This is a genomic window from Serratia sp. (in: enterobacteria) (assembly GCF_046715635.1).
In the GTDB taxonomy this organism is placed as follows: domain Bacteria; phylum Pseudomonadota; class Gammaproteobacteria; order Enterobacterales; family Enterobacteriaceae; genus Chania.
In genome coordinates this window covers 1-21521 of record NZ_JBKJYW010000425.1, presented here as the reverse complement: position 1 = coordinate 21521, position 21521 = coordinate 1, and the positions used below count along the sequence as shown (strand labels likewise).

22 protein-coding genes are annotated in these 21521 nt (G+C 54.8%); 12 read left to right on the top strand and 10 right to left on the bottom strand.

All coding sequences use genetic code 11. The annotated features are described in order from the left end of the window. The first annotated feature begins 47 nt into the window (after positions 1-47). From bglX to ACLQ7H_RS22120, 6 genes are all read left to right on the top strand, one after another. Positions 48-2345, top strand: coding sequence for a beta-glucosidase BglX (bglX, locus tag ACLQ7H_RS22145; RefSeq protein WP_411754522.1), 2298 nt, complete (start codon positions 48-50; stop codon positions 2343-2345). Between the two features lie 92 nt (positions 2346-2437). Then, positions 2438-3361 (top strand): haloacid dehalogenase-like hydrolase, encoded by a 924-nt coding sequence (locus tag ACLQ7H_RS22140; protein ID WP_411754521.1) that lies wholly within the window; start codon positions 2438-2440, stop codon positions 3359-3361. 306 nt (positions 3362-3667) lie between these two features. Next, positions 3668-4708, top strand: a complete 1041-nt coding sequence (locus ACLQ7H_RS22135; RefSeq protein WP_411754520.1) for an ABC transporter substrate-binding protein — start codon at positions 3668-3670, stop codon at positions 4706-4708. Further along, a complete protein-coding gene (locus ACLQ7H_RS22130; RefSeq protein WP_411754519.1) occupies positions 4705-5703 on the top strand; it encodes a FecCD family ABC transporter permease in 999 nt (332 codons plus the stop codon). The genes ACLQ7H_RS22135 and ACLQ7H_RS22130 overlap by 4 nt, the downstream gene beginning before the upstream one ends. Continuing rightward, complete coding sequence (locus tag ACLQ7H_RS22125) at positions 5696-6475, top strand: ABC transporter ATP-binding protein (RefSeq protein WP_411754518.1); 780 nt, start codon at positions 5696-5698, stop codon at positions 6473-6475. The genes ACLQ7H_RS22130 and ACLQ7H_RS22125 overlap by 8 nt, the downstream gene beginning before the upstream one ends. Then, on the top strand, positions 6468-7199 hold the full coding sequence (locus ACLQ7H_RS22120) for a substrate-binding domain-containing protein (RefSeq protein WP_411754517.1): 732 nt from the start codon (positions 6468-6470) through the stop codon (positions 7197-7199). Before ACLQ7H_RS22125 ends, ACLQ7H_RS22120 begins: the two co-directional genes overlap by 8 nt. A gap of 129 nt (positions 7200-7328) precedes the next feature. Here the strand turns inward: ACLQ7H_RS22120 and ACLQ7H_RS22115 are convergent, their stop codons facing one another. From ACLQ7H_RS22115 to ACLQ7H_RS22095, 5 genes are all read right to left on the bottom strand, one after another. After that, positions 7329-7634 carry a hypothetical protein gene (locus tag ACLQ7H_RS22115; RefSeq protein WP_411754516.1) on the bottom strand — a complete coding sequence of 102 codons (306 nt, stop codon included), beginning with the start codon at positions 7632-7634 and terminating at the stop codon, positions 7329-7331. Continuing rightward, the gene (locus tag ACLQ7H_RS22110; RefSeq protein ID WP_411754515.1) at positions 7631-8266 is read right to left on the bottom strand and encodes a division plane positioning ATPase MipZ; all 636 of its coding nucleotides are present in this window, start codon (positions 8264-8266) and stop codon (positions 7631-7633) included. Before ACLQ7H_RS22110 ends, ACLQ7H_RS22115 begins: the two co-directional genes overlap by 4 nt. Positions 8267-8603: 337 nt before the next feature. Then, positions 8604-8945, bottom strand: coding sequence for an HNH nuclease YajD (yajD, locus tag ACLQ7H_RS22105; RefSeq protein WP_021180444.1), 342 nt, complete (start codon positions 8943-8945; stop codon positions 8604-8606). A gap of 64 nt (positions 8946-9009) precedes the next feature. Next, positions 9010-9903 carry a LysR family transcriptional regulator gene (locus ACLQ7H_RS22100; protein ID WP_411754514.1) on the bottom strand — a complete coding sequence of 298 codons (894 nt, stop codon included), beginning with the start codon at positions 9901-9903 and terminating at the stop codon, positions 9010-9012. A gap of 61 nt (positions 9904-9964) precedes the next feature. Continuing rightward, complete coding sequence (locus ACLQ7H_RS22095; RefSeq protein WP_411754513.1) at positions 9965-11149, bottom strand: MFS transporter; 1185 nt, start codon at positions 11147-11149, stop codon at positions 9965-9967. A gap of 550 nt (positions 11150-11699) precedes the next feature. On the opposite strand from ACLQ7H_RS22095, the gene ACLQ7H_RS22090 reads away from it, so the two are divergent. Together ACLQ7H_RS22090 and ACLQ7H_RS22085 are read left to right on the top strand one after the other, a co-directional pair. Beyond that, positions 11700-12977, top strand: coding sequence for a PTS ascorbate transporter subunit IIC (locus tag ACLQ7H_RS22090; RefSeq protein ID WP_411754512.1), 1278 nt, complete (start codon positions 11700-11702; stop codon positions 12975-12977). Between the two features lie 169 nt (positions 12978-13146). After that, entirely contained in the window at positions 13147-13740 is a 594-nt protein-coding gene (locus ACLQ7H_RS22085) for a LysE family translocator (RefSeq protein ID WP_411754511.1), read from the top strand. Here the strand turns inward: ACLQ7H_RS22085 and ACLQ7H_RS22080 are convergent. After that, positions 13716-14531 (bottom strand): AraC family transcriptional regulator, encoded by an 816-nt coding sequence (locus ACLQ7H_RS22080; RefSeq protein ID WP_411754510.1) that lies wholly within the window; start codon positions 14529-14531, stop codon positions 13716-13718. The genes ACLQ7H_RS22085 and ACLQ7H_RS22080 overlap by 25 nt on opposite strands. Positions 14532-14609: 78 nt before the next feature. Between ACLQ7H_RS22080 and ACLQ7H_RS22075 the strand changes: the two genes are divergently transcribed. Then, complete coding sequence (locus ACLQ7H_RS22075) at positions 14610-15074, top strand: methyltransferase family protein (RefSeq protein ID WP_411754509.1); 465 nt, start codon at positions 14610-14612, stop codon at positions 15072-15074. Between the two features lie 44 nt (positions 15075-15118). On the opposite strand, the gene ACLQ7H_RS22070 is transcribed toward ACLQ7H_RS22075, so the two are convergent. Both ACLQ7H_RS22070 and amyA read right to left on the bottom strand, forming a co-directional pair. After that, positions 15119-15970 (bottom strand): PA4780 family RIO1-like protein kinase, encoded by an 852-nt coding sequence (locus ACLQ7H_RS22070; protein WP_411754508.1) that lies wholly within the window; start codon positions 15968-15970, stop codon positions 15119-15121. Positions 15971-16093: 123 nt separating this feature from the next. Next, on the bottom strand, positions 16094-17584 hold the full coding sequence (gene amyA / locus ACLQ7H_RS22065; RefSeq protein ID WP_411754507.1) for an alpha-amylase: 1491 nt from the start codon (positions 17582-17584) through the stop codon (positions 16094-16096). A 250-nt stretch (positions 17585-17834) separates the two neighbouring features. Here amyA and ACLQ7H_RS22060 point away from each other — a divergent pair, with 250 nt between their 5' ends. Next, positions 17835-19130: an SLC13 family permease gene (locus ACLQ7H_RS22060; protein WP_411754506.1), complete on the top strand. Its 1296-nt coding sequence runs from the start codon at positions 17835-17837 to the stop codon at positions 19128-19130. 57 nt (positions 19131-19187) lie between these two features. On the opposite strand, the gene bhsA is transcribed toward ACLQ7H_RS22060, so the two are convergent. Further along, positions 19188-19445, bottom strand: coding sequence for a multiple stress resistance protein BhsA (bhsA, locus tag ACLQ7H_RS22055; protein WP_411754505.1), 258 nt, complete (start codon positions 19443-19445; stop codon positions 19188-19190). Positions 19446-19876: 431 nt separating this feature from the next. Here bhsA and ACLQ7H_RS22050 point away from each other — a divergent pair, with 431 nt between their 5' ends. Further along, positions 19877-20524 carry a TetR/AcrR family transcriptional regulator gene (locus tag ACLQ7H_RS22050; protein ID WP_411754504.1) on the top strand — a complete coding sequence of 216 codons (648 nt, stop codon included), beginning with the start codon at positions 19877-19879 and terminating at the stop codon, positions 20522-20524. Positions 20525-20571: 47 nt separating this feature from the next. Here the strand turns inward: ACLQ7H_RS22050 and ACLQ7H_RS22045 are convergent, their stop codons facing one another. Next, the gene (locus ACLQ7H_RS22045; RefSeq protein WP_411754503.1) at positions 20572-21015 is read right to left on the bottom strand and encodes an acetyltransferase; all 444 of its coding nucleotides are present in this window, start codon (positions 21013-21015) and stop codon (positions 20572-20574) included. A 105-nt stretch (positions 21016-21120) separates the two neighbouring features. Between ACLQ7H_RS22045 and ACLQ7H_RS22040 the strand changes: the two genes are divergently transcribed. Then, positions 21121-21521, top strand: a 401-nt coding sequence (locus ACLQ7H_RS22040) for an oxygenase MpaB family protein (RefSeq protein ID WP_411754502.1), incomplete at its 3' end; no start/stop codon positions are given.

Here is a 21521-nt window from a genome sequence, read left to right as displayed (position 1 = left end):
GCCTCCTGGCCGACTTTGGCGGCGGGGACGTGCCTGAGAATCAAACTATGAAATGGCTTTGTGTGGTGAGTATGTTGTCCGGCCTGGCTATCAGCCCGGTTTTTGCGCAGGAAAGCAGTGCGACCCAAGGGATTTATGCTCAGGAGCGTGATGCCTTTGTCTCCAACCTGATGAAGCAAATGACGCTGGAAGAGAAAATCGGCCAGTTGCGTTTAATCAGCGTTGGGCCAGATAACCCGAAAGAGGCCATCCGTGATGGCATCAGCAAAGGCCAGATTGGGGCGATCTTCAACACCGTGACCCGGCCAGATATCCGTGCCATGCAGGATCAGGCCATGCAACTCAGCCGCCTGAAGATCCCGCTGTTTTTTGCTTATGACGTAGTACATGGCCAGCGTACCGTGTTCCCGATCAGCCTGGGGCTGGCGGCGAGCTTTGATCTGGAAGCCATTGCCCTGAGTGGCCGCGTTTCGGCGCAGGAAGCCAGCGATGATGGCCTGAACATGACCTTCTCGCCGATGGTCGATATTACCCGCGATCCACGTTGGGGCCGGGTCTCTGAAGGGTTCGGTGAGGATACCTGGCTGGTATCGAAGATTGCCAAGGTGATGGTGGATGCTTACCAGAATGGCGATCCGTCCAAGCCGGGATCGGTGATGGCCAGCGTGAAGCACTTTGCCCTGTATGGCGCAGTTGAAGGGGGTCGCGACTACAACACCGTCGATATGAGCCCGTTGCGTATGCATCAGGATTACCTGCCGCCGTATAAAGCGGCGGTGGATGCAGGCAGCGGTGGCGTGATGGTGTCGCTTAACTCAATCAACGGCGTACCGGCGACGGCCAACCCGTGGCTGCTGAAAGATCTGCTACGTGACCAGTGGGGCTTCAAAGGCATCACCATCAGCGATCACGGCGCGATTAAAGAGTTGATTAAGCATGGCGTGGCCGAGGATGCGCGTGACGCGGTGCGCTTGGCGATCACCTCCGGTGTCGACATGAGCATGAGCGACGAGTATTACGACCAATACTTGCCGGGGCTGGTGAAGGAGGGGCTGGTTTCTGAAAGCGAAATCGACCGTGCCTGCCGCGACGTGCTGAACACCAAATATGATATGGGCCTGTTTAAAGATCCGTATAACCATCTTGGCCCGGTAGGCTCCGATCCACAGGATACCAATGCCGAAAGCCGTCTGCATCGTGCCGAAGCCCGCGTGATTGCCCGTAAAACGATGGTGCTACTGAAAAATGACAAGCAGACGCTGCCATTGCAAAAGCAGGGCACCATTGCGCTGATCGGGCCGATGGCCGACAGCCAGCGCGATATTATGGGGAGCTGGTCGGCAGCAGGCGTAGTGAAGCAGTCGATCACCGTGCGTGAAGGGTTGCAGAATGCGGTGGGCGACAAGGCCAGCATCCTGTACGCCAAAGGGGCCAACATTACCCAGGACAAGAGTATTGTTGATTATCTGAACGAGTATGAAACTGCGGTGGCCTTTGACACGCGTCCGCCACAACAGATGATCGATGAAGCGGTGAAGATCGCCAATCAGGCGGACGTAGTGGTGGCGGTAGTGGGGGAAGCGCAGGGGATGGCTCATGAAGCCTCCAGCCGGGCGGATATCACCATTCCGCAAAGCCAGCGTGACCTGATCGCGGCGTTGAAAGCCACCGGCAAACCGCTGGTGCTGGTGCTGATGAATGGCCGCCCGCTGGCACTGAGCTGGGAAAGTGAGCAGGCAGATGCGATGCTGGAAACCTGGTACAGCGGCACCGAAGGCGGCAACGCCATTGCCGACGTGCTGTTTGGTGACTATAACCCTTCCGGCAAGCTGCCAATGACCTTCCCACGCTCGGTGGGGCAGATCCCGATGTACTACAACCATCTCAACACTGGCCGACCGTTCGGCAAGGAAAACCCGGGCAAGTACACTTCGCGTTACTTTGATTCGCCGAATGGCCCGCTGTATCCGTTTGGGTATGGTCTGAGCTATAGCCAGTTTACCCTGTCGGACTTCAAGCTCTCCAGCCCCGAGATGGCGCGCGACGGTAAAATTACCGCCAGCGTGATGCTGAAAAACACCGGTAAGTATAACGGTGCCACCGTGGTGCAGCTGTATGTGCAGGATGTGACCGCCTCGGTCAGCCGCCCGATCAAGGAGCTGCGTAACTTCAAGAAGGTGACGTTGCATGCCGGGCAGGAACAGCGGGTGGAATTACCCATTACCGAGGACGATTTGAAGTTTTATAACGCCAGCCTGAAATGGGGCGCGGAGCCGGGTAAATTCAAGGTGTTTGTTGGCCTGGACTCGGACAACCTGCAACAGCAGAGCTTTATCCTGAAATAAGTTTCTGAGGGGACAAGGTATCCCGGCTCCGACGCCATGTTCCCTCACCAAATACCAAGGGGTTCACGATAAAAATCACCGGAGATTGCACCATGAAAAGATATCTGGACTGTAGCGCCAGCGATCTGGCCAATATCAGCAAAGACGACCTGATCTACGCCATCCGTGCCAGCGAAGGGCGCATCTTGGTCAGTGAAACCATCGCGGTCACTCAGCCGCTGCTCAATAACGTCACCAATGCCGAGCTGGCCGCCAGTCAGGGGGCCGACATCCTGCTGCTGAACCTGTTTGATGTCAATCAGCCGCACATTGCCGGGTTGCCTGCCGATGTGCCACCAGAGGATGCCATACGCGAACTGCAACGGCTGACGGGGCGCGTTATCGGGGTCAATCTGGAAGCCGTCGATCCGGCGTTTGCCACCAAGCATAATGAGTTCTGGCAGATGACGGCGGGGCGTGCGGCCACGGCGGAAAATGCCCGAAAACTGTATGAGCTTGGTGCTCGCATGGTGGTATTGACCGGTAACCCAAATAATGGCGTCAGTAATCAGGCCATCGCCGAGGCGCTGAAGCACATTCGTGACGAAGTGGGCGATAAGCTGGTGCTGGTGACCGGCAAAATGCACGGTGCCGGGATTGTGCGTGAAAGCGGCAGCCAGTTGATCACTGAGCAAGATATTGCGCTGTTTATTGAAAACGGGGCCGACATTGTCCTGTTGCCTGCGCCAGGTACCATCCCCGGCATGTCGCAGGAAAAGGTCGCCGCGCTGATTGCGTTTACCCAGCAGCAGGGCGCGCTGGCGATGACTGCTATTGGCACTTCTCAGGAGGGGGCAGATGTGCAAACCATTCGCCAGATTGCCCTGATGAGTAAAATGGCCGGAGCCGATCTGCACCACATCGGCGATACCGGCTATCTTGGCTTGGCGTTGCCGGAGAATATCTTTGCCTACAGCGTGGCGATCCGCGGTGTACGCCACACCTATACCCGTATTGCTCGCTCAGTTAACCGCTAGCGTTTCAGTCCCTTACGCATTCTGTAGCTCGTTAAATCCCCTCACCCCAACCCTCTCCCCAAAAAGGAGAGGGAGCCAGCTCGGTGTTGTGGTCAGGAACCTTACTCAATCGGCGGCTCGTTCGGTCAGACACTGCACTCAATTTGTGGCACGTTCAGTCCCCTCTCCCTGTGGTAGAGGGTTAGGGTGAGGGGCAAATTTCCTCGTTTATTTCCCTTTTCAACGCGTTGTTTGATCCGGCAGATTGTTTCATTGCGGCTATCGCTATATCATTTTGTATATAACGATAATCTACCGGAAACGCCCATGTTCAAACGCCTATTACTGCTTGCTGTTCTCTTCTCATCCGCCGCCTTGGCGGATCGCCAGGTTACCGATCAACTCAACCGCGCCGTGACGCTGCCAGATCACATCACCCGTGCCGTGGTGCTACAACATCAAACGTTAAACCTGCTGGTACAGCTAGACGCCATGCCGCAGGTGATTGGCGTGCTCAGCAGTTGGCAGAAACAGCTGGGGCCGAACTATCTGCGCTTGGCCCCAAGCCTGGCCAAGATGCCCATGCCGGGCGATCTTACGGCGGTCAATATCGAAAGCCTGCTGGCTCTGCACCCGCAGGTGGTGTTTGTGGCCAACTATGCCCCGGCGGATATGATCGCCCAGATCGAGCAGGCAGGTATTCCGGTGGTGGCAATCTCGCTGCGCCGTGAACCGGCGGCTCAGTCTGGGAAAATCAATCCGGTACTAGAAAATGAAGATCTGTCTTATAACCTCGGCCTGCAAGATGGTATTCGCCTGATTGGCAAGGTGATGGGCCGCGAGGCCCAGGCGGATGCGATGGTGAAAGATGTTTTCCAACAGCGCGCGTTGGTGGCGAAACGTCTGCAGGATATCCCAGAGGATCAACGGGTGCGGGTCTATATGGCTAACCCGGATTTGACTACCTACGGCTCGGGAAAATATACCGGTTTGATGATGCAACATGCGGGTGCCGTGAACGTAGCGGCCAAAGACATTCAGGGTTTCAAACAGGTTTCCATCGAAGACGTGCTGAAGTGGAACCCGGCGGTGATCTTGGTGCAGGAACGTTATCCTGAGGTGGTGCAGCAGATCCTCACTTCACCACAGTGGCAGCCGATCGACGCGGTGAAACACAAACGGGTTTACCTGATGCCGGAATATGCCAAAGCCTGGGGCTACCCAATGCCAGAAGCGTTGGCGTTAGGGGAACTGTGGATGGCAAAAACGCTCTACCCGCAGCGTTTCACCGATGTTGATCTGCAACAGCACGTAGACGCCTACTATCAACGCTATTACCGCGCCAGCTGCTGCCAGAGCGGCAAATGAAACTGGGGTTGTTGCTACTGCTCACGGCCTGCTGTGCACTGTTCTCCCTGGGTATTGGCCGCTATCCGGTCACGGCAGGTCATAGCCTGCTGATTTTGTTGGAACCAGTTATTGGCCAGCACGCAGATATCACGGCTATCGAACGTCAGGTGATCCTCGGCGTGCGTGTGCCACGCGTGTTGTTGGCAATGGGGGCGGGCGCAGCTTTAGCGCTGTGTGGGGCGGCTCTACAAGGGATCTTTCGTAACCCGCTGGTTGATCCACATATTATCGGCGTTTCTTCTGGGGCGGCTTTTGGCGGCACCTTGGCGATCCTGCTTGGTTTGCCGGTATTGATGCTGTTGCTGAGTGCTTTTGTCTTTGGCATGTTAGCGCTGTTGCTGATTTTTGCCATCACCAGCGCCATCGCCCGGCGCAATATCCTTTCCTTGGTGCTGGCTGGGGTGATCCTTAGCGGCTTTTTCTCGGCCTGCGTCAGCTTGGTGCAGTATCTGGCCGATAGCGAAGAGAAGTTGCCCAGCATCGTGTTCTGGTTGCTAGGTAGCTTTGCTACGGCGGATAGCCATAAGATGCTGATGCTGTTCCTGCCGCTACTGCTGGCCGGTGGCCTGTTATTGGCTCTGCGTTGGCGTATCAACCTGCTTTCTTTGGGGGACGAGGATGCCGCCGCGCTTGGGATTAACGTGGAACGCACCCGTTGGCTGATCCTGACGCTGTGTGCGGTGATTGTGGCTGCACAGGTGGCCGTCAGCGGCAGCATTGGTTGGGTGGGGCTGTTGATCCCGCATTTGTCTCGTCTGCTGGTGGGGCCGGACCATCGGCGTTTATTGCCCGCCGCGATGTGCCTTGGGGCGCTGTATATGATGTTGATCGACGATTTGGCCCGCACCTTAAGCAGTAGTGAAATTCCTCTGGGTATTCTAACCGCCTTGATTGGCGCTCCTTTATTCGCCTTGTTGCTACGCCGTACGCAGGTAAGGGGCTGGAATGGCTGAAATACTGCTACAGGTCAGCAACCTGAGCTTTGGCTGGCCAGGACAACCCAAGTTGTTCAAACAGCTTGATTTGCAGTTACAGCGAGGGGAAGTGCTGGCAGTGCTTGGCCCCAATGGGCGTGGCAAAAGTACCTTGATGCAACTTTTGTTGGGCACTTTGCCGCTGCAGCAAGGGAGCGTGACCGCGCACGGTGGGTTAGGGTTTGTGCCACAATATTTCACGCCGCCGTTTGCTTATAAGGCGCTGGATATTGTGTTGATGGGTCGGGCTCGGCATGTCGGGCTGTTTCGTTCGCCTTCGGCTCAGGATCATCAGTTGGCTAGACAAGCCCTGCATTCGCTGGATATGTTGACCTTTGCCGATCGTGAGTTTGGCAGCCTGTCCGGTGGGCAGCGCCAGTTAGTACTGATAGCCCGGGCGTTAGCGATGGCCTGTGAAGTGCTGATCCTCGATGAGCCGACCTCGGCATTGGATTTGCACCACCAGGACCGGGTGTTGACCATGATCGACCAACTGGCACGAGAACGGCAGATGGCGGTGATATTCTCGACTCATCAACCCAATCATGCTCATGCTGTGGCAGACCGCGCACTCTTGCTGGGGGCAGAAGGGCAGCATCTGTTGGGCAGTTGCCAACTGGTGCTGACGGCAGACCATCTCTCACCACTGTTCCATTTACCGGTTGAACGGGTATCCGTGCCCTTTGCAGGCAACCATCTGGAAACGTTGGTGCCTATCTTCCACAGTCAACGGGAGCGCAACCGTGAATAAAATTACTCTGTTTGCCGCAGGCAGCCTGCGGCTGGCGTTCACTCCGCTGTTGGTGGCGTTTGAGCAGGAGAGCGGTCACCGGGTCGAGGCCACCTTTGGCCCGGCTGGGCTGTTGCGGGAACGCATTGAGCAGGGGGAAAGGCCGCAGGTGTTTGCCTCTGCCAATCTCGAACATCCGCAGCGGTTGGTAGCCCTCGGTTTTGCGCAGGCGGTACAGCCGTTTACCCGCAATCGCCTCTGTGCCACCGTGCGTAATATCCCGAAGTTAACGCAGCCGGATGTGATGACGTTGCTGTGCGATCCCCAATGGCGTGTCGGCACCTCAACGCCGCTAGCCGATCCTTCCGGCGACTATGCGCAACAGCTGTTCGATCGCCTGGAGCAGTGCTTGCCGGGGCAGGGGAGCGCATTGCGCAGCAGAACAGTGCCGCTGGTTGGTGGGCCAGATTCTGCGCCAATACCGGCGGGCCGGTTGGCTGCGGAATATCTGCTTGCGGAAGGTCTGGCGGATATCTTTCTTGGCTACGCCAACTATGCCGATACCTTAGCCGCCTGCGCGCAGGTAAAAGTGCGTAGATTGCCTACCGTGCTCGACTTCAAAGTGATCTATGGCCTGTGTCTATTGGATGAAAGTTGTGTGGCAGCGTGGGCGTTGGTGGCCTTTATTCTGAGTGCTCAAGGGCAGAGGATTTTACAGCGCATGGGCATGTTAGCGTTAGATTAATCCATTACTATCAATAACATTAAGTTGTTAGCTTAATAACGTGACAGCTTGGTAACTTGTTTAATAAGCTTGCCAGCTTACTGGTTTTTTAACTTGTTAACTTGTTAAGCTGGCAAGTTGTTGAGTTATTCAGATCTTCTTTAGCAAGGCCAGCAACTGCGCCTCGCTCTTATCGGCCAAACTATCGATGGCCAACTTGATCACATCGGAACGGGTGATGCGCGCGATGCCATTACGTGCCGCATGACCGATCACTTCGTCGATCATCTCCACGTGGTTATCCGTCAGGCTGACGGACAGTGCTTTATAAACGCGCTTACGGCCCTGGGGCTTTTCGGCAACAGCGGCAGGCGCAGGAACAATCAACGTATGCGAAGTGGCGCTGTTGATAAATTCATCTTCCGACATGCGGTGGGTTGGCGTACGTTTTTTCACAGGATCACCTCTGTTACCAGGCTTTCGATTTCGTGCTGGGCCTTTTCGTTGCGCGCTTCATGTACGGTTAGCGCTTCACCCCAGGCATCACGATAAATTTTGCGATCGCACAGGCGGTTGTTCACCAACTTCAGTTCCGGGTATTCGCTTAACACTTCGGCCGCTTCGTTGGCTTCATTAATGAAGATGTTGGTTGGGCACAGGTTGAGCACAATGTGGCCTTTTACCTTTTCATTGTATTCTTGGGCGGTGGAGAACATTTCGGACAGGTAGCCGATAGTATCCAGGTCCATCTGCGAAGGGCGCAACGGTGAGATAAACAGATCGGCGGCCAGCAGCCCGGAGCGTAATTCTGCGCTGTCGCGGCCAGCGGTATCAACAATCACATAATCGTAGTGACGATTCAGTTCCAGCAGGGTTTCTTTGATCTTGCCTGAGGCGGCCACCACCGGGATCTGTGGAAGCCCTTCAACATTCTGGCGGTCGTTGAACCAGGTCATGATGGATTTCTGGTCGTCCGCATCGACGATAATGGCCGTCTTTTTCTGCTGGAGGATCAGGTATCCGGCGATGTTTACCGCCATGGTCGATTTGCCGACGCCGCCTTTCTGCGAACCAATCAAAACAATCATGTTGCCATCTCTCAAGTTGCCAAGCGGATAACTTATCAATTAGTTAACTTAATAAGTTAATGCGCTTGCTAGGTTGGTAATTAAATGAGTTAACAAGTGCGTATGAAGACAATATGCCCCATTGGCAGCGGCTTGCCAAGGGGGGGGAGTCTTAACTTGTGGGTTTATTTGTTTAGTAACTTACTAGCTTGATAATCCTTTGGCCAAGGGAAAGGGCTGCAATAGGCGATGGATTTAACTAAGTTAATAGCTTAACAGAGTGGTATTTTGTGAAGTGATTAAGGTAGGAGTTTGGCGGAACCGCATGCAAGGTGCGGTTCCGCTTGGGGGAATAACGTTACTTTTTCATCATATTTTTCAGATTGGCGAAGGGGTTATGTGTGGCTAACCCTACGTCTTTCTGTGCATCTTCACCGGCGACCACCGTAGAGCCATACTGATCGGCTTCGGTGTATTTTGAGTGTTCATGATCGTGGCAGTACAGGCACAGCATCTCCCAGTTGCTACCGTCTTCCGGGTTGTTGCTGTGGTCATGATCGATGTGATGCACCGTCAGTTCACGCAGGTTGGAGTAAACAAATTCGCGTGAACAGCGCCCGCAGACCCACGGGAAGATTTTCAGTGCTTTTTCGCGGTAACCGGTTTCCAGTCTCGCGTAGTTTTTTGGAATGTATGCCATGTGGGCACCTACAGGAACAGAATAATATTGCGCTCAATATTACCACAAACCACACGTAGGCAAGCTAGTGGAATCGCTCTACTGCCCACTCGATAAAGACCCGCAGTTTGGCACTGAGATGGCGGTTTGAAGGGTAAACCACATACATCTGTTCATCCGGCGGTTGCCAGTTATCCAACAGGCTGATCAGTTCGCCGTTGTCCAGATGCGGCTGTGCCATAAAACGTGGCGTTTGAATGATACCCAGGTCCGCCAACCCGGAGGCAAGGTGGGCGTTGCTTTCATTAACACTAACCTGGTAGCGGTGCTGGATATCGATGGTTTTTCCCTGATCGATAAATTGCAGCGGCTGAATGCGATCGTTCAACGCGTGGCGATAGTGCGCCAACGGGTATCCCTGCTCCAGATCGCAAGGGTGTTGTGGAGTGCCGTGGCGAGCTATGTAGGCTGGCGTTGCGCAGGTCACCCATTGCAAGGCAAACAACCGCCGGGCGATCAGGCTGGAATCGGCTAAAGGGCCGCTGCGGATCACGCAGTCTGCGCTGTCGTTGATTAAATCGATGTTGCGATCGCCCACCCCGAGATCGATCTGAATCTGCGGATAGCGGGCGATAAACTCAGGTAGTGCAGGTAACAGCACCAGCCGTGCGGTGGAACCTCCGGCATCAATGCGTAATACGCCCTGTGGTGCGGATTGTGATTCGGTCATGCAGCCTTCCATCTGCTCCAACTCCGCCAGCCATTTTACCGTGCGGCGGTAATAGCATTCGCCCTCTGAAGTGACCGAAACGCTGCGGGTGGTGCGTTGGAACAGCTTGGTTTGCAGGTGGTTTTCCAGGCTCTGGATCAGTTTGGTGACGGTGGCTTTTGGCATACGCAGCGAATCAGCGGCGCGGGTAAAGCCGCCGGTTTCCACCACGCGATTAAACACGCGAATAGCTAGCAGATGGTGATCCATAACGCTCTCAATAATGTGCCCCGGCAATTTTCCGGGGCATGTTTCTCCAGGGGAATAATGATTATGGCTGCTTAACGCTAATCATGCCGCTACGTAATGACCAGCCAAACACCAGCATGGCGGAAAGGATCAGGGCCCCACCGAACAGCATTGCGCTACTGACGCCTTGCCAATCAACTACTTCCCCGCCGAGCAATGCGCCCGAGGCCAGAGCAATCTGGATCACGCTCACCAATAATGCTTGCCCGGCCTCCGGTGCCTGGGGAACGGCGGCAAACATCCAGTTGGTAGCACAGACCGGCACCGCGCCAAATGCCAACCCCCAGACCAACACCATCAGGGTGGCTCCAGGGATCCCGCTGAGGAAGGGGGAAACAATCAGGATACTGGCCAGCATGGCGGTGATCAGGATAAAGGTGGCGCGCAGGCTATGTTCCGCTAACCGCTCACCCAGGAAAGTGCCAAGCAGGCCGATAGCGCCATAGGCAAGGAGTTGCAACGAAATCGCCGAAGGGCTGAGGACAAACACTTGCTGCAACAGTGGGCGCAGGTAGGTATAGGCGGCAAAATGGCCGACAAACAGCAACACGATGGCGATTAGCCCAATGCGCGCCATTGGCAGACGCAGCGGCAACAGCAGATCGCTCGCTGTCACCGCGCGGCTTGGCGGCACCGACGTCAGCAGGCGCATTTGTGCCAACAACACGATACCCGCCAACACTGAGCTGCCAAAGAAGGCCGCACGCCAGCCGAACAGATCGCCGATCAATGCCCCGGCAGGCACGCCACAGACAGCACCGACCGAGATGCCGCTCAGGATCAGTGCGGTCGCCCGGCCCTGGCTGGCAACCGGCACCAGGTGGCGGCCATAGTTGGCGGCGAAAGACCAGAATCCCCCGACGCAGACGCCCAGCAGTACACGGCCAAGCAGCATCATAGGGAAGTTCACCGCCAGCGCGGAAACCAGGTTGGAAATAATCAGCAGTGTGGACAGGCCCAGCATCAGCAACCGCCGATCGAGTCGCCCAGAGAGCAGGCTTAGAACGGGTGCGGCCACGGCGGCAACCACGCCGGGGATGGTGACCATCAGGCCGGCTTTACCGGTGCTGACATCCAGGGAAGGGGCGATGTTGGTGAGTAGCCCGATAGGCAGGAACTCGGTGGTGACCATGACAAAACAGGCGACCGTCAGCGAGAAGATCGCCAACCACGGTGATGATGCAGGTTTATCTTTATTATTCAGCATAGTAGCACTCATCTCAGGTGAATGTGCACGTCGTACGCCAGCTGTACGAGTGATCGGGATCACAATTTACGCAGCGATGCGCGGCGAATAAATCCATCTGTGGTGGTTACACTGTTTCCACAGGGGAATAATCTTCTGGATCAAGTGTTGGCGCGGGTTTGCGGGGTGGTGGAGGGAAAAAGACATTTTCGCATAAGCTTATACTCTGAACGGCTAAACCGCTGACCTGATGGCCAGTTAGACGCGACATGGCCAAATCTGTCACAAGGCTTCTCATCGGCAAAAACTAAAAATGAAAAGGTGTTTTACAAAAATAAAACAATGTTTCACTTTTCGTGATTAAGATCTCGAATCAATCATGTGCCGGCAGTAAAAAAAAAAGCCCGCATGGTATCACTGTGCCCATCGAAGGCTCATTGCTCCCTTCACCTTTCAAGCTAAAGCACCGTAGGCCAGGGTGTGTTTTGTCCTCGCAAACTGCGGCTTGGGATCTATTGGGTAACAAGACATTCGTCCTTCCTGAAAAATTGTGTAAATAATGAGGGATATTGTGGACATATTGCTGAGTTTGGTAAAAACACCATCGGTTATCATTGCGATCGTCGCCTTCCTGGGGCTGATTTTTCAACGAGCACCGATTTCAAGGATTATCACCGGGACCTTACTCTCCTTCATCGGTTTCACCATGATCAAGGTGGGTGGCAGCATTTTGATGAAGGTGCTAACCGCATTCAGCTCACTGTTTTCTAACGCATTTAATATTGTTGGTGTGGTGCCGAGCAACGAAGCTATCATGGCGGCGACCATCGATAAACTGGGGGCGACAGCCGCGGTGATCCTGCTGTTCTCAATGGTGCTGAATATTTTGCTGGCGCGTTTTACCCGCTTTAAAAATATCTATCTTTCCCTGCACCTGGTGCTGTTTATGGCCTTTGCGTTGACGGCGGTGTTGGCAGAACTGGGCTACAGCCATTTCGCTATCGTGACTATCGCCTCAATCTTCATTGGTTGTTATATGGCGATATCCCCGTATATCTTGAGCAAGTTCAGCCGGGATATTATCGGTTCTAACGATTACGCCATTTCCCATGCGGCGATCTCCTCCTATATTATCGGTTCTTATATGGGGAAATGGTTCGGTAATAAAAAGCACGATACCGAACACGTGGTGATCAGCAATAAGTTTGACTTTATCCGTGAGCCTAACGTCGCCACGCTGTTAACCATGTTAATCCTGCTGGTCATCTCCAGTATCTTCGCCACACAGCCGCAGGTTAAGGACGCTATGGCCATGGTTTATGGTGCCGGGGCTGCGGATAAAAACGTACTGATCTTTGTACTCGAACAGTCGGCGATTTTTGCCTGTGGACTGTATATGGCCAAGGCTGGCGTCAACATGTTTACCGCAGAGATCGTGCCCGCGTTCAAAGGATTTGCCAAAGTGTTTGCCCCAGGAGCTGTGCCGGCAGTGGATGTGATGGTGTTGTTTACCAAGGCGCCTAATGCCACCCTGATCGGCTTCCTGGTCAGTTTCTTGGTCGAGCTGGTCTGTATTCTGATTTTCCCGTTTATCGGTTTGCCGATTATCGTGCCCGGCATTATGGCCAGCTTTATTACCGGCGGCGCGGCGGCGATATTTGGTAATGCGACCGGCGGGTTCCGTGGGGCTATCATTGCCAGTACCATCAACGGCCTACTGTTGTGCGTGTTCCCGGCGCTGACACTGCATCTGTTCGCGGGCCTGGGTGCCAATGGCGTGACCTTTGCCGACCCGGACTTCACCATTTCATCGCTGCTGATCAACACCGTGTTTGGTTGGTTTAAGTAATCGTCCCCCTGTTAGTTCCTGCCACTTGCCACCCTTTCGGGGGTGGCTTATTGTTCCCACCCTACAGACTTTGATGCCTCTAAGGACGAGGTAGGGTAATTTCGTTCAATACTCCCCTGCTGTAACCCGGCACGCTGGCACCTGTAATCCTCTTCTACAGGTGCTGACTATGACACTTTACCTCTCTATGGCCGCTTTTGCGCTGGCCTCCTCGATTACTCCCGGTCCGGTAAACATCGTGGCACTTAGCTGTGGAGCGCAGTTTGGCTTTACGACCAGCCTGCGGCATGTGACCGGTGCGACCTTGGGTTTCACGTTATTACTGGTGTCGGTTGGCTTGGGAATGCATGAAGTGCTTACTTTATGGCCGGGACTGACCACCGTGATCCTCTGGGGCGGCGTGGCCTTTCTGCTTTATATGGCCTATCAGCTTGCAGCGGATGACGGGAAACTGAGCCAGGGCAATCGGCAGCAAACCCCCTCTTACTGGTATGGTGCCCTGTTGCAATGGTTGAATCCCAAGGCTTGGCTGGCTTCGGTTGCCAGTATGGGAGCCTTTGTCGCTGATGGGGAAATGCGGCTGCTGTGGCAATTTGCTGGGCTCTACTTTGTGATTTGCTACCTGTCGATAGCCTGTTGGGCCTATGCTGGGGCGATGCTGAGCAGCCTGTTGCAGCGGGAGCACAACCTGCGGCGTTTTAACCGCATGATGGCGCTGTTACTGGTGTTCAGCGCCTGTTACTTGCTGGCTGAGGGGATCTGATACTGGCCGGGGGTGGCTGCCAGCAACTGTTTGAAGGTGCGCTGAAAGTGCGCCTGATCTGCAAAGCCGCTTTCGTTGGCGGCGGCGGCAATGGAGAAGCCCTGTTTCAGTAGCCGCTGGCCGTGCTGAACGCGCTGATTGACCAGGTAGGCATGCGGTGTCATGCCGTAGCGCTTCTTGAATGCGCGGATCAGGTAAGAGGGGGAGAGCGCCGAAGCTTGGCAGATCGCCTCCAACGTCAGCGACTGGGTGCAATGAGTACGGATAAACGCCGCAGCCATTTCCAATTTAGGGGTCATATCCTGCTGTGGAACCGGAGATTCGCCGAGTAACTGCGGCAGATTGCTGAAGTAATCCACCAGGGCAATCTGCTTTTCCAGATGGCAACAGAGTGGATCGGTCAGTACCCCATACAGCTGATTCAGGCCGCTAAACAGCGCCTTATCCTGGCTGATAATCTGCTTGAACGGCACAAAGCCGCCGCTAGGATCCTGCTGTAGCGTTGCCAACCAGTGCTGGTCGATATAAAACATGGTGTAGGCCCAACGCTGGTCGCCAATGGGGTTGCAGCCGTGCGTCTGCTGCGGGTTGATGATCACCACGTCACCGGTTTTAACCTGGAGGTGCTGGTCGCCGTTAATATAGGTGCTGGTTCCAGCGGTGATGGTGCCAATACAGAAGAACTCATGGCTGTGCCGCGCATAACAGAGCTTGCGGCCATCTTCGACGGCGCGGGCCTCAACGAACGGTAGGCGTTCATCGCGCCAGAATTGTGGGGCTTGATTGCTCATCGTTTCTTCTCTGGCATCATGACGGGGGGATCTTGTTATAGCGTAAATCGTATTGTGTGGTCGAGAGGGAACAGGAAAATGACAACGTGGTTAGAGCGGATGATTTTGCCGCCGGTGGTGATGGCAGTTTGTGCTGCGGGGATGGCGGCAACCCGCTGGCTAGCCGAGGGGGCCTGGCAAGATAACTGGCTTATTCTCTTGGCCGCTGGTGTATTGGCGGTGGCTTCCTTGATAATCATGTTTAGTGCCAGTTATGCTTTTCACCGGGCTGGCACCACGCTGCATCCACAAAAATTTCAGCGGGTCAGCGCGTTGCTGGTCAACGGAGTTTTCCGTTTCAGCCGTAATCCGGTGTATCTGGGGCAGATCCTGCTGTTGGCGGCTTGGGGACTATTGCTGGGAGGTGTCGGCGTCTGGTTAGGGTGGGGGCTGTTTTTTGCCTATCTGGATCGCGTGCAGATCCCGCGTGAAGAGGCGTTTTTACGTACCAACTTTGGGCAAGACTACGATGTGTTTTGCCGTCAAGTAAGGCGTTGGCTTTGAGGCCCCTCACCCTGTGGGTGAGGGGGTCATTTTGATGCTGAATATCAATCTTCTTCTTCGTTACGAGCCATCAGTTGCCGCTGATGTTCATCACTGGCCGCCTGGATCTCCTCCAGCACCGAGTCAACGTCGGCCCGCTTGCTGGTTTCAACAAACTTACCGGTCAACTCCGTCTCCGGCGTCAGGTTACCCTCCTGGTACAGCGCCCAAATCTCTTTGGCATACTTGGTGCCCAGCAGCTGCGGCGCATACTGGCCGTAGTAGTGGGTCATATTGTTGATATCGCGTTCAAACATGCTTTTGGCGTGGTTGTTGGCGGCGGCATCCACCACCTGCGGCAAATCGATAATCACCGGCCCGTCTTTATCCATCAGCACGTTGAACTCTGACAGATCGCCGTGAACCAGCCCAACACAGAGCATGCGCACCGCATAGTTCATCATCAAGGCGTGATCGTTCAACGCCTGTTCCGGCGTTAACGTGACATCGCTCAGGCGCGGGGCTACCAGCCCTTCTTCATCGGTGATCAGTTCCATCAGCAATACGCCGTCCAGGCAGATATCCGGCTGTGGCACACGCACGCCAGCCTTGGCCAGCAGGTATAGCGCGTCCACTTCGGTATTCTGCCAGGCCTCTTCCTGCTGTTGGCGGCCAAATTTGGAGCCTTTACTCATGGCGCGAGCGTCACGGCTATTACGCACCTTGCGGCCTTCCTGGTAGTTCACGGCCTGCTTGAAGTTGCGTTTATCGGCTTCTTTGTACACTTTGGCGCAGCGGATCTCTTTACCGCAACGCACGATAAATACGTCGGCTTCTTTGCCACTTTTCAAACGGCGGATGACGTCGTCGATTAAACCATCATCTACCAATGGCTGGAGTCGTTTTGGAATTTTCATGCAGCCTTGTACCCTATTTAGGCTCCGCTGTGAATATCTGCTTATGGTCTTGCTGAAAAAATAGACCAAAAAGGCAAAAATGGGTGTTGCCGCCGGGGTGGTACATTGCCTCCCCGGCGGACCTTACTCTGCTTCGGTCATGACCCAGACGCTAACGCTACCGCCGTTGACCGGGAAGGCTGCGCTGCCGTGCTCATCCGTCATGATATCGTCCTCGCGGTTGCCGAGGAAGTCACGCCAGGATTTATGCGCAAAATTTTCGCCCAGCGCGACGGTTTTACTGCTTTCTGCCCCGTTGGTCATTACCACCACGCAACCCGGCTGTTCGGCAGTGCCACTGCGGCTGAAGGCGATGCAGTGCGGGTCGTCAAAATAGTCGTGCTGCTCGCCGTTGGCAAAGCGTTGACGCGCCTGGATCAGCTTCTCCAGTTCGGCAATCACCGGCATTTCAATCTGGTATTCCTGGCCGTCATCGCCTTGATCGCGATAACTGGCACCGTACAGATCCGGATAAAACAGGCAAGGAACGCCTTGCTCACGCAACAGGATCAGGGCGTAGGCCAGCGGTTTGAACCAGGGTTCGACCGGTGCTTCGAGCGATTGCAACGGCTGAGTGTCATGGTTTGCCACCAGGGTTACCGCATGGGCAGGATCGACGGCGACCAGCGTATCGGTAAACAACTGCGACATATCGTAACTATCGCCCTGTTTCGACGCCAGATGGAATTTCAGCTGTAGCGGCACGTCGAACAGCATCACCTTACCATCGACCAAGGCTAAATACTGTTGTAATGCCGCCAGATCGTGTGACCAGTATTCGGCCACGATAAACAGATCGCGCTGTGCTGCATCGCGCACGTGATCTGCCCAGTCTTTAAAGAACCAGGCCGGGATATGTTTGGTGGCATCCAGCCGGAACCCGTCACAAGGCAGGATTTCCATCAACCAGCGTGCCCAGTATTTCAGCTCCTCGACGACGGCCTGGTTACGGAACTCCACGTTGGCGCCCATCAAATAGTCAAAATTGCCGTTTTCGTCGTCAACCTGATCGTTCCAACCCTCTTCGCCATAGTCATTGGCAATCTTGAAGATGCCTTTGTCATCCGGTTGCTCGATATAATCGACGCCGCTAAAGCAGGTGTAGTCCCAGATAAATTTGGAATAGGTTCCTTGCCGCCCAGGGAAGGTAAAGCGAGTGTAGGCCAGCGCGTCAATGCCAACCTCTGCGATATCGTTACGGTTATCTTCATCTACCTTATAGACGTGCACCTGCTCTTTTTCATCGGCGCCGATCTTGTGGTTGAACACCACGTCATAGATCACCCGGATTTGGTGTTCGCGCAGGCGATTAACGGCCTGTATCAACGCTTCTTTGTCGCCATATTTGGTGGCGCGGGTGCCTTTTTGATCAAACTCCCCCAGATCGAACAGATCGTAGCTGTCATACCCCACCGAATAGCCACCAGAAGCCCCTTTATAGGCCGGTGGCAGCCATAGATCGGTCACGCCCAGCTCGGCCAGGGCGGGGGCACGTTCGGCCACCTCTTGCCATAGCTTGCCGCCATCCGGGTAATACCAATGGAAAAACTGTAACAGCGTGGTCTTTTTCGTCATCAATCAGTACCCCGGTTCGTCAGTAAACGTGTGCCAAATGCTCGACCCCTCTAAGCATGGGCCACTTTTGGCAAAAGGGAAAATAGGTGGCGTTAGCCTGTAAGCAGAGTAGCCTCTTGGCGCGGGGAGAGTATGGCTGATTTACCCGCCGCCCGTGAACTGTGAGCCGTTTCACCGTTCGGGCGTTGCTGTTATGTGAAGATATAACCAGTTGATAACAAAATACTAACGATGACAGGGAGTAAGGTTGATGGATTACCCGATGGGCGTTTCCGCGCTGGTGACTTTGGTGGTGATCGCCTTATGGGCAACGTCGCGTTTGCCGGAGTATCTGGTTGCGCTGCTGTTTTTTGCTGCGGTGATGGTGTTACAGCTAGCGCCGACGGCAGTGGTGTTTTCCGGGTTTGCCTCATCGGCATTCTGGCTGGTATTGAGCGGCTTTGTGCTGGGCACGGCCATTCGTTCTACCGGGCTGGCCGATCGGCTGGCCAACCGCATTCTGCCGCTAATGGCCGGTTCCTGGCCACGGCTGGTAGGCGGTGTGGTGGCCATCAGCTATGCGCTGGCCTTTGTCATGCCGTCGAATATGGGGCGTATTACTTTGCTGATGCCGATCATCATGGCGTTAGCCGAACGTGCCGGGTTGGCAGAAGGATCGCGTGGCCGCTATGGCCTGGCGTTGGCGGTAGGGTTTGGTACCTTCCAACTTTCGGCCAGCATTCTGCCTGCCAACGTACCTAATCTGGTGATGAGCGGGGCGGCAGAAAGCGCCTATGGCATTCACTTCACTTATCTGGCTTATCTGCTGCTGCATGCGCCGATCCTGGGGCTGGCAAAAGGCGCGTTGCTGACGTTATGCATCTGCTGGCTGTTCCGTGCCAAACCACAGCCGGTGGAAAAAATCGCCGAGCAGGGCGCCCTTAGCGTGGCGGAATGGCGGTTGATCGCGCTGTTGCTGATCACGGTGCTATTGTGGATCACCGATAGCTGGCATGGCATCGCTCCCGCCTGGGTAGGGCTGGCTGCCGCCTGCGTTTGTTTGTTGCCACGTATAGGTTTTCTGACGGGGGATCAGTTCGCTGCCGGTGTCAACATTCGCACCTGTCTCTATGTAGCCGGGATCCTTGGGTTGACGGCTTTGGTGAGCCACTCCGGGTTGGGGGATTGGTTAGGCAGTGCGTTGCTGAACGTCATACCGCAAACCCAGGATCGGCCATTTACGGCTTTTGGCCTGTTGATCGGTATTACGACATTGCTGAATTTTGTCGTAACGGCCAATGGCGTACCCGCGCTGTTTACACCATTGGCGCAGGTTCTGTCTGAGGGGAGCGGCTTGCCGCTAACCACGGTATTGATGACGCAGGTGATTGGCTATGCCACGCCGTTGCTGCCGTATCAGGCATCACCGATTGTGGTGGCTATGGGGATGGGGAAAGTTCCGCCGCGTGAAGGACTGAAACTGTGCCTGCTGCTGGCCCTGTTAACCTTTGGGCTGCTGGTGCCATTGGATTATCTATGGTTCCGGCTATTGGGCTGGTTTGGCTGACGAGCAAAAGCAAAAGGCGGCACCAGGGCCACCTCTTTGCATAAAATCGTTTAACGATTAATTATAGATGATCGCGGTGCCGTGCAGTTTGTTGCTGCCGGTTGTCGCGATGATCTGGAAGGATTTAGCGCCAGCGGCTTCCGCTTTGGCTGCCAGTCTGTTTTCCAGCGAGGTCAGGTCAGAAGCACCACTCACGGAGATAACCCCGGATTTTTGCTGTTCGGCCGGTTGGCTGTTGACCAATTCTGCGGCGAAACTACCGAAAGATACAGAAGCGAGTGCGATGGCTGCGAGGGTCATTTTCAGGTTTTTCATAGTGGTTTCTTATCTCTTCATGAGCAGTAAAAGTTTATCTGTTATCCCGTTTAATTACTTAACGGTCGATAACTTAATGTTAGGCTCCTGCCCGAGCGATTGCAAATGTTTTTTTAGTGATCGTTAATTAATTCGTGCTATTCCGCTCAAGCCGTGGGCTGCCGGGTAGGGGGCTGTATAGCTTGTTTTTAATATAATCAGTTGTTATTTAAGGGTTATATTGAAAATCATGACGACATTTACCTACCTTGCAGCAAGACGCAACCTGAATTGAACGCTGTTTTCTGCCCGGCAGGGGGCACCATTGGCCGCATTGCTTACCGAGCGCTAATTAAAAGTTGCTCGCTTATCATCGGCGGCGTACTATTTTTTGTACCGTTCGATAATTTAATTATTGCGCCCCAGTTGGGCCGCCGGGAAAGTGAGGGTCTATGAGTATCAATAATGAAGAAGCATGCGCGAAGAAATCACGCGGCAGGCCGAAGCAGTTTGATCGCGATCAGGCCGTTGAGCAGGCGCTTGAGCTGTTCTGGCGTCATGGCTATGAATCCACCTCGCTGGCCGATCTGGTGGAAGCGACCGGGGCTAAAGCGCCTACGCTGTATGCGGAGTTTGGTAACAAAGAGGGGTTGTTTCGTGCCGCTGTTGAGCGCTATCTGAGCCGCTACGTGGAATGTTACAACCGCCTGCTGGCTCAGGAGTTACCGATCGCCGACATCGTAGAAGCCTATCTGCGCACCTCGGCGGAGGTGTTCACCGATCCGGAAAACCCTACCGGCTGTTTTATGGTTTGTGCCAACGCTGCCTTTTCCGACGCTTCCAACGATCTGGCCGAGATGCTGCGCAACAAGCATTTTGCGCAGGAAACCAGCCTGAAAGCCTGCTTTGACCGCAAGGTACAACAGGGGGAGTTGCTGGCGCAAACGGATACCGGGTTATTGGCGAAGTACATTATTTGCATTATTGCCGGCATGTCCGCCCAGGCGCGTGAAGGGGTTAGCCGTGAGGATCTGCTGCGGCTGCTGGATACCACCATGATGGTGTGGCCGCGTTTGAGCCAGGTTGGCAACAAAGTTTGATCTGCCGCTAGACAGCCCCTCTCTCATTGCGGGAAAGGGGCCCGTTTTTACCGCGCTGTCCGCATCATATGCAGTAATGGGAAAGGCTTGCCTTGGCCATCCAGCTCGCTGCGGCCCGTCACCACAAAACCGTAATGCTGATAAAACGCCAATGCCTGCGGGTTCTGCTCGTTGACGTCCAGTAGCAGTTCGCTATGCATAGGCTCAACCTTGGTCAACAGGGCCTTGCCAATACCTTCGCCACGCCGATCGGCATCAATAAACAGCATTTCCACTTTGTTGCCGTCCAGGCCGATAAAGCCGCCTAGCTGCCCCACGGCATCTTCGGCGACCCAGACGTTTACCGCCGGGAGATAGTCGTTAAGGATCAGCGGATAAAGGCGCGCAATATCCTCCTCGGTCAGGAAATGATGGGTGGCGCGCACCGAACGCTGCCAGATTTCTACTAGCTGCGCGTTATCCGCAGCCACGCGTGTTCTTATCGTTATCATCGAAATTCTCAATCTATTGTCATTTCAGCTATCCACATAGCGAGTTGAGCAGACTCAGCCCCTCACTCACTATGATAAACTGCGCCATAGGTCGTGGACAGGGGGATGGAAGTGATACGCGCAGCGATAGAGAAACAGGTGCTTAGCCTGACTGGGCTAGCACTAGGCGGGATTGATTTTGAAAATCCGGCGGGCGATCCGGGGCTGTTTGGCCCGCAGTCGGTCACCTGGCAGGTGCATGGTGACTTCACCTCCATGCTGTGCGGCGGCGTCAGTGCGCTGCTGTTGCAGATGCTGCACCCGTTGGCCTTGGCGGGCGTGTGGGATCATTCCAACTTCCGTGAGGATATGCTGGGCCGCCTGCGCCGCACCAGCCAGTTTATTTCCGTCACCACGTTTGGCCCCAGCGCGGAGGCGCAACGTCTGATCGCCAAAGTTAAAGCCATCCATTTACAGGTCACCGGCACCGATAATAATGGCCAGCCTTATGCCGCCAGCGATCCGCA